Source organism: Vibrio sp. IB15 (genome assembly GCF_016406055.1).
GTDB lineage: Bacteria > Pseudomonadota > Gammaproteobacteria > Enterobacterales > Vibrionaceae > Vibrio > Vibrio chagasii.
In genome coordinates this window covers 19,465-27,524 of sequence record NZ_JAEFCE010000063.1, presented here as the reverse complement: position 1 = coordinate 27,524, position 8,060 = coordinate 19,465, and the positions used below count along the sequence as shown (strand labels likewise).

The window sequence follows — 8,060 nt, the reverse complement described above, 5'->3', positions numbered from 1 at the left end:
TAGTTCAAAAAAAATCCCCAAGCGTGGCTTAGGGATTTGTGTATAAGAGACAGGGTTCACTCCGGCCTTTTTATTACTCTCAATCGGCTAACGCTCAAGCTTAACTCTGAGAATATCGAACTAACGTCTCTCTGTAGAGTGACAACAACGCTTCATCGTCTACTTTAACGCCGACCTTCTGCGCTGGGAATGAACTCCACTCATCATTCATGTATTTGCGTTGGTCGCTTTTCTGGATGGTCATACCTTCAGCAGGGCCGTCTGTTACAACTCTAATTGCACCACTTCGGCACTCAAATAAAGAAGGTTGGATAACATAAGCAATAGCTGATGGATCGTGAACGTGACAGCCTTCCATTCCCACCTTTTCTGAGTAGAACTTCAAATAGTAACGGCTTACATCCCAGATGAACTGCCCTACCTCTCTAGCATCATCTCTTAAATCATCCAAATATTGAGCAGTAAAGAAGCTCTCCTCTGTTACATCAAGCCCGATAACCGTCACAGGCCATGATGCCGTGAAGACCTTGTCTGCAGCATGAGGATCATCGTGTATGTTCGCTTCAGCAAATGGCGTCACATTGCCCCTGTGGTCATTTTCGCCAAAGGCTCCACCCATAATGACCACTTCCTTAACCAAATCGACAATGTCAGGAGCGGCTTCCAATGCCAGAGCAAGGTTAGTGAGAGGACCAACCGCCACGAATGTAATCTCTCCCGGCTCAGCACGAACACTATCAATAATGAACTGATAAGCGGGCTTCTCAATCGCTTTAACCTCTAGTGAACTCGGTGCTTTTACATCACCAAAGCCAGCTTCACCATGCACGACCACGGTAGCACCAACTGGGTCTCTGACTAATGGCTTATCAGTACCCTTTGCCACCAGCGCATTCATACCAAACTTCTGCTTCAGATAAAGCGCATTCTGAGTGCCGTTATCTATCGTCGCATTGCCATAAACCGTCGTAATTCCCATCAGCTCAATCTCTGGGTGAGCTTCAGCAAATAGAATTGCCATTGCGTCATCGATGCCTGGGTCTGTATCGAGGATAATTTTCTTTGTCATATCAGCTTCTTATTCACGCTAGGAAAGAGTGAACAATACCCAGAAAAACGGCAGACAAACGTGACCAAAATCGAAGCAATGATTTTTAATGTTATCAGCCCCAATACTCCACATCTCCAGAGCGACTATCAACGACTTTTTTGTTTAGCCTGACAGAGACCTTTTTGGTAGAATCTGCCGCCCTACTCTATGCTCTGAGATCGTCATGCACTACCAATGCCCTTTGTGTCACCAACCTTTATCTCAACACGATCGTACGTTTAAGTGTGAAAAGAACCATCAGTTCGATTTAGCAAAAGAAGGCTACGTCAACTTGATGCCCGCACACCACAAACGTTCAAAAGATCCAGGTGACAACAAAGAGATGATGCAGGCACGTCGTCGCTTCCTTGAAGGCAACCATTACGAGCCAATGCGCCAAGCGGTTGTCGGCTTATGTTCTAGCTACCTGCCAGACACAGATCCTAGCCTATTGGATATTGGCTGTGGCGAAGGGTATTACACCAACGAAATTGCGTTGAATCTTCAAGATAAAAACGGCGTGATTTTTGGCCTAGACATTTCTAAGATTGCCATCAAATACGCGGCTAAACGCTACCCTGCGGTTGACTTCTCAGTTGCCTCTAGCCATCGTCTGCCCTTTGCTGAAAACAGCTTAGACGGCATTCTACGCATTTATGCACCATGTAAGGCAGAAGAGCTCCAACGCACAATTAAAGACAATGGTGTCGTGATTACAGTAACACCAGCAAGCCGACACCTATATCAGTTGCGTGACGCCATTTATGATGGTGTGCGTTTACACGATGAAGATCCTGAATTGATCGAAGGTTTTACTCTTGAGCACCAAGAGCACCTAAACTATATGATGGAACTATCGGGGTCAGTTGCATTCGACCTGCTACAGATGACGCCGTTTGCTTGGAAAGCGACTGAAGAGTTTAAACAACAACTCACCAACGCAGAGCAATTCAACTGTGAAGCTGACTTTATGCTAAGAGTGTACCGCAAAAAGATTTAATTGATATTGATTATCGTTTGCATTGAAATCTCATCTTGCCTCCTTTAGTATGCGTGTTCTTCAAGGAGGCATTTCATGCAACGTATTATTCTTATCGGATTAGCCACTCTTCTCACAGCTTGTGCTAATCAACCTTCAGAAAACACTTCTCAAAAAGTGGTTCAACCGGAAACCGTTTCCACCTACTACGATTATCAGTTTGCCTCACCAAAAGGTGAAGCACTCTCTCTTAACGCTTTACCTCAAGAACTGCTAGACGCTGACGTTATTCTTATTGGCGAATGGCACACTCATTCCGCCATCCACCGCTTTCAAACTGACTTCTTAAAAGCGCGCCAAAACACAGGTTCAAACATTGCCCTGTCAATGGAACAGTTCACTCGAGAACACCAAGACACACTTAACCGATACCTAAACGATGAGATTGGTGAACAAGTGCTTATCTCTCAGGCTGCCGCTTGGCCAAATTACGAAAGTGATTACCGCGCATTAGTAGAGTTCGCAAAAGCGAATGACTTAGATGTTATCGCAGCGAATGCACCAAAGCCCTTTGTTCAGTGTATTGGCCGTAAAGGGTTACCGTATCTAGAACAGCTTTCTTCGGAACAGAGAGATTGGGTAGCGACTGAAGTTAATATTGGCGATAGCCCTTACAAAGACAAGTTCATGGCATCGATGCACCACGGTACGCCTGAACAAACTGAAAAGCAGTTTGCCGCTCAAGTGACTTGGGATGAAACCATGGCGGAATCGATTGTCGATTACCTAGCAACGAACCCTGACAAACAAGTGATTCATGTCGCAGGTAAATTCCATACGGAAGGTGGTTTAGGCACAGCCGCTTCTATCTCGCGTCGCAATCCTGACCTGAAAGTCGCCATCATCACGCCTGTTGATGCATTGTCTTCAGATTCAAGTGATTACCAACTACAGGTATTGTCTCCACCCATACGTTTTGTTCAGAAAGAAAACCGCATGAAGGCATATAAACACCTATCTAAACGCAGCTCAGATCTACAATGTGATTGAGCTCGCTTAACCTTCTACAACAAACATATGTATCGGCATAGGAATTGCTTAAATACCAAGCAGTTTTGATTAAGCAGAAGAAAATGTAATGTGCGAATAAAAAAACATCACTATCGATGATTAATTGCACAAGTTTTTCACACCTCTGCCGATACTATGTTTAAGGATAGGTAAGGAGAGCTATATGACGCCAGTAGGAACGAGTAATACTCAGCTATATTCGCCTTCGCAGATGAACGCTAAAAGTTCAGCTAACGAAGCTGAAAAGCCTGCGCCGCTTAAGGTTGAGCAAAATACGGTTAAACTTTCTGAAGAGGGCAAAGCGCTCTTATCTGCCCTTAAAGAAATCGATAAAGAAGCTAAGAAGGTTGAAGCAGAAAACGCGACAGTTACCGATAAAGTTGAATCATTTGCTCACGGTGCTCTAGGTATGGATCACCCAGATAAGATCGAAGAAGAAGATGACGGTTCTTATTCAGCGGGGCAATACCTATCCGCAGCGGCAACCGTAGGCGGTATTCTTCTTGCTCTAATATAGCCTTACCTGCGTAGTCCTTTGATCGTATTTTATTCAAAATAAAAGCGATTTGTCGTCACGACAATAGACCCGATTAGGTCAGAAAAACGAGTTCATTCCATAATTCCGCTCTCATTTAAATGGAATAATACTCGTGAAAAACACTTTTGAGCTTATCGATAAGCCAACCTTCTTTGGTGCGATTGCACTCCTCCTCACGATAGTTTTCCCGCTCATTCTGTTCCCTGCTCAAGGCGCAGACTGGATTGCGGTTGCGAAAACATTCATGACTGATCAACTTGGTTTTCTATATCTAGCGCTAGGTCTCGCAGCCTGTGCATTTATGGTGTACGTGGTGTTCAGTGATATGGGACAAATTAAACTAGGCGAAGCTGATGAAGAGCCTGAGTTTAAAACTGCTTCATGGGCTGCCATGCTATTTTGTGGGGGTATCGGTGCAAGTATCTTGTACTGGGGCTGTATTGAGTGGGCTTACTACTACCAATCACCTCCTTTCCAACTAGAGCCTGGCAGTGAAGAAGCAGTACGCTGGGCAGCGACCTACGGTCTGTTCCACTGGGGACCAATCGCATGGTCTATCTACCTAATTCCGGCAATTCCTATCGCTTACTTCTTCTACGTACGTAAACAACCTGTTCTAAAGATCTCAAGTGCACTAATGCCTGTTCTTGGTGAGCACCGTAGTAAAGGCGTACCAGGAAAGATCGTTGATATCCTATTCATTTTCGGCCTATTAGGTGGCGCAGCAACAACCTTAGGTTTAGCAGCACCTCTAATCACCGAAGGCTTGAATCACCTGTTTGGCCTACCGAAAAACAACCTGACACAAGTGACGGTTCTTTTGGTCTGTACTGCTATTTTTGCTTACTCGTCTTACGCAGGTTTGGAAAAAGGCATTAAGATCCTGAGTAACATCAACTTCTGGGGTGCAATGGGTCTATTGGCTTTCGTACTGATTGCTGGTCCAACGATCTTCATGCTGGAAACCGGCTTAGACTCGATTGGCCGTCTGCTGTCTAACTTCTTCGTGATGGCGACATGGGCTGAACCATTTGGTGGCTACGGCACATTCGAAAATACGCACTTCCCACAAGACTGGACGATTTTTTACTGGGCATGGTGGCTAGTATTTGCACCAAGTATGGGTCTATTTGTAGCGCGTATCTCTCGCGGTCGAACCATCAAACAAATGGTGTCAGGTTCTATCTTCTTTGGTTCACTAGGTTGCTTCCTATTCTTCATGATCTTGGGTAACTACGGTCTGTCTCTACAACTGTCTGGCGAGCTAGATATTGTAGCTGTACTAAACAATGAAGGCGCAACTAAGGCTATCTTCTCGATGCTGGCACAGTTACCGATGAGCACAATCGTTATCGCGGTATTTACACTACTGTGTATCATTTTCACTGCGACTACCTTTGACTCTATCTCATACATCCTTGCCTCTGTTGTTCAGAACAACGTGACAGAAGAACCAATGCGTTGGAACCGTATGTTCTGGGCATTCACACTGTCGTTCTTACCAACGATTCTGATGTTCCTGGGTGGCTTGAGTACGTTACAAACTGCAGCGATTGTTGGTGGCCTACCGCTACTGGCTATCTCTGTGATGTTGATGATTTCAGCAGTGCGCGCAACTAGCCTCGATTTACGTCACCAAGATGCGTACATCGAACCAACGATTAACATCGAAGAACTGCCAGACATGGATCCATGGTCAGCTGAAGGTATGGCACTGGCGCAGTTTGAGAAAGAAAGAGACGCTGCGCAAGAAGCTGCAGAGCTTGAGCGTGTTGCTTATACAGAACTAGCAGCAGTGAAAAAAGAAATTCGCGCTTATGTGCTAGAACAAGGTTCACAAATGGAAACTCACGAGTTACCAGAGAACCTTCAGCAAGCACTTGAGCAGGCCGAGAGTAATCTTAGTGCCGCACAAGCGAAAAAGGTCGAGTTATCTGAGCAGGCTCAGAATGCTCGAATCGCGTTCAACCAAGTGGTTGCAGATCTACCGCTTGCTTGACTTTAGCCATGACGCTGCCCACGAGTTTGGGCCCTCCTAAATAAGCCAAAGGCTCACAGAAAAGTGAGCCTTTTTTTATTTCTATTCCAAGATTTGAGTTATTGCTCAACTTTATATTTATGAAATAAATATGAAACAAAGTTGACATATTTGAGTGTTTTAATCACCCCGCTTATATAAAAAGGGATAAACAATGAAGCACTTTATGAAACCTGTTATTGCCGCAGTGGCAACGTCAACACTCTCATTCAATGTACTTTCAGCAGAAATCAAAAATGTCATTCTAATGATTGGCGATGGTATGGGACCTCAACAAGTTGGCTTATTAGAGACTTATGCAAACCAAGCACCTAACTCAATCTATAAAGGTCAAAAGACCGCCCTTTATCAGCTTGCTCAAGAAGGCGTGATTGGTTCATCTCTTACCCACCCAGAAGATGCGATTGTGGTCGACTCTGCTTGTTCCGCAACCATGCTTGCTACAGGTATCTACACAGGTTCAGAAGTTATTGGTATTGACTCCCAAGGCAATCATGTAGAAACCGTACTAGAGAAAGCGAAAAAAGCGGGTAAAGCAACCGGGCTGGTTTCCGATACGCGCTTAACTCACGCAACACCTGCCGCATTCGCCGCGCATCAGCCACACCGCTCTCTAGAAAACCATATTGCTAGCGATATGCTGGAAACAGGTGTCGATGTGATGCTTTCTGGCGGGCTACGTCACTGGATCCCTAAGTCAACCAATGATAAAGGCGAAACCTACAAACAACTTGAGCAACTGACCCAAGGTGACGTTTATCTCAAGTCAAAACGTAAAGATAACCGCAACCTTCTTGCTGAAGCCCAGAAAGACGGCTATCAATTAGCGTTTAACCGAGATATGCTCGACAACGCTGACGGCGACAAATTACTTGGTCTATTCGCGTACTCTGGCATGGACGATGGCATCGCATATAGCAATAAAAAGCTGAGTGGCGAACGCACACAACCGAGCTTAAAAGAGATGACGCAAAAAGCGCTTAACGTCTTATCAAAAGATGAAGATGGCTTTTTCCTAATGGTTGAAGGCGGTCAGATAGATTGGGCTGGGCACAGTAATGATGCGGGTACTATGCTGCACGAACTGCTCAAGTTTGATGAAGCAATTCAAACGGTATACGAATGGGCAAAAGATCGTGAAGACACAATCGTAATCGTCACAGCAGACCATGAAACTGGCTCTTTCGGCTTTAGCTATTCATCAAGTGAGCTACCAAAGCCACAGAAGCGCCCAGGAGAAGCCTTTACCGATCGTGATTATGCGCCAAACTTTAACTTCGGTGCCTTCGATATTCTTGATGGTTTATACAATCAGAAACAAAGCTACTACGGCATGATCAGTGAATACCAAAAACTCGACAAAGCTGAGCAAACGCCTGAGAAATTCGCTGAGATCGTGAACAAAAATAGTGAATTTCAAATCACCGCAGAACAAGCGAAAAAGGTACTAGCAAGTAAGCCAAACCCATATCGACTGGCGCAACACAAGTACCTTTCTGAAGAAAATGTACCAGCCATCAACGATTTCGATGCCTTCTTCCCATATAACGACCGTGGCAACCTACTTGCTCGAGAGCAAGCAACAGGTCAAAACATCGTTTGGGGTACAGGCACACACACACACACACCTGTGAACGTGTTTGCTTGGGGGCCTGCAGAAAAAATATTACCAGTATCAAAAATTATGCATCACTCTGAGCTTGGTGAATACATCAAACAGCAAGTAAATTAGCCTGAGATTTTTTGCTAGCTTAACTTAACGCCCTGCGGGGCGTTTTTTGTTTTAAGAGTTAAAGCGTTTAAGAATTTAAGCTAAGTAAGTTTCAAATTTAGGTGACACCAAATAGCAAAACAGCCGCTGTTGAGCGACTGTTTTTTTTATCATTAACGATTTGGGTGATTAAGGATGTGGTCTTCCCAATCCACAACATCAATTTCGTACACAACTTTGTTGCGAACGCTTTCACCCGCAGCATGCATTTCAGATTTAGAACCTGTGATTAATGGGTGCCACTCTGGAAGCGGCTTCGACTCTGATAGCAGTCGATAAGCACAAGTATCAGGTAGCCAATGGAACTCATCGATCTTGTCACGAGTTAGCTTCAGACATTCTTCACCTGAAGTGAAACGGTTTGGATAGTCCTTACAAGAACACGTTTTGTCGTTCAGCCAACTACACGCCACATTGGTGTAGTAAACCTCATCGCTATCTTCATCCATAAGCTTATGCAGGCAACACTTACCACAACCATCGCACAGAGATTCCCACTCTTGCTCGGACATCTGCTCTAGTGTTTTTTCTTGCCAAAATGGATTCGTCATAGGATTACTTCTTACTCTTTTA

At 44.7% G+C, this 8,060-nt stretch carries 7 protein-coding genes; 5 read left to right on the top strand and 2 right to left on the bottom strand.

Translation table 11 applies throughout. The features are described from left to right. Positions 1 to 100: 100 nt before the first annotated feature. Entirely contained in the window at positions 101 to 1,069 is a 969-nt protein-coding gene (locus tag JC606_RS19245; RefSeq protein WP_198779212.1) for a nucleoside hydrolase, read from the bottom strand. 205 nt (positions 1,070 to 1,274) lie between these two features. Between JC606_RS19245 and rlmA the strand changes: the two genes are divergently transcribed. From rlmA to JC606_RS19220, 5 genes are all read left to right on the top strand, one after another. Next, complete coding sequence (rlmA, locus tag JC606_RS19240; RefSeq protein WP_198779211.1) at positions 1,275 to 2,090, top strand: 23S rRNA (guanine(745)-N(1))-methyltransferase; 816 nt, start codon at positions 1,275 to 1,277, stop codon at positions 2,088 to 2,090. A gap of 75 nt (positions 2,091 to 2,165) precedes the next feature. Continuing rightward, positions 2,166 to 3,119: a ChaN family lipoprotein gene (locus JC606_RS19235; RefSeq protein ID WP_198779210.1), complete on the top strand. Its 954-nt coding sequence runs from the start codon at positions 2,166 to 2,168 to the stop codon at positions 3,117 to 3,119. Positions 3,120 to 3,303: 184 nt separating this feature from the next. Then, positions 3,304 to 3,657, top strand: coding sequence for a hypothetical protein (locus JC606_RS19230; RefSeq protein WP_008220370.1), 354 nt, complete (start codon positions 3,304 to 3,306; stop codon positions 3,655 to 3,657). 133 nt (positions 3,658 to 3,790) lie between these two features. Continuing rightward, entirely contained in the window at positions 3,791 to 5,677 is a 1,887-nt protein-coding gene (locus JC606_RS19225; protein ID WP_198779209.1) for a BCCT family transporter, read from the top strand. 193 nt (positions 5,678 to 5,870) lie between these two features. Continuing rightward, on the top strand, positions 5,871 to 7,448 hold the full coding sequence (locus JC606_RS19220) for an alkaline phosphatase (RefSeq protein WP_137407838.1): 1,578 nt from the start codon (positions 5,871 to 5,873) through the stop codon (positions 7,446 to 7,448). A 152-nt stretch (positions 7,449 to 7,600) separates the two neighbouring features. Here the strand turns inward: JC606_RS19220 and JC606_RS19215 are convergent, their stop codons facing one another. Next, a complete protein-coding gene (locus tag JC606_RS19215) occupies positions 7,601 to 8,038 on the bottom strand; it encodes a YcgN family cysteine cluster protein (RefSeq protein WP_061033738.1) in 438 nt (145 codons plus the stop codon). Positions 8,039 to 8,060 lie beyond the last annotated feature (22 nt).

What these genes read in the sequence shown, in the direction of transcription:
- JC606_RS19215 (WP_061033738.1), bottom strand. Translation starts at nt 8,038, where the DNA reads ATGACGAATCCATTTTGGCAAGAAAAAACACTAGAGCAGATGTCCGAG.
- JC606_RS19245 (WP_198779212.1), bottom strand. Translation starts at nt 1,069, where the DNA reads ATGACAAAGAAAATTATCCTCGATACAGACCCAGGCATCGATGACGCA.
- JC606_RS19235 (WP_198779210.1), top strand. Translation starts at nt 2,166, where the DNA reads ATGCAACGTATTATTCTTATCGGATTAGCCACTCTTCTCACAGCTTGT.
- JC606_RS19230 (WP_008220370.1), top strand. Translation starts at nt 3,304, where the DNA reads ATGACGCCAGTAGGAACGAGTAATACTCAGCTATATTCGCCTTCGCAG.
- JC606_RS19220 (WP_137407838.1), top strand. Translation starts at nt 5,871, where the DNA reads ATGAAGCACTTTATGAAACCTGTTATTGCCGCAGTGGCAACGTCAACA.
- rlmA (WP_198779211.1), top strand. Translation starts at nt 1,275, where the DNA reads ATGCACTACCAATGCCCTTTGTGTCACCAACCTTTATCTCAACACGAT.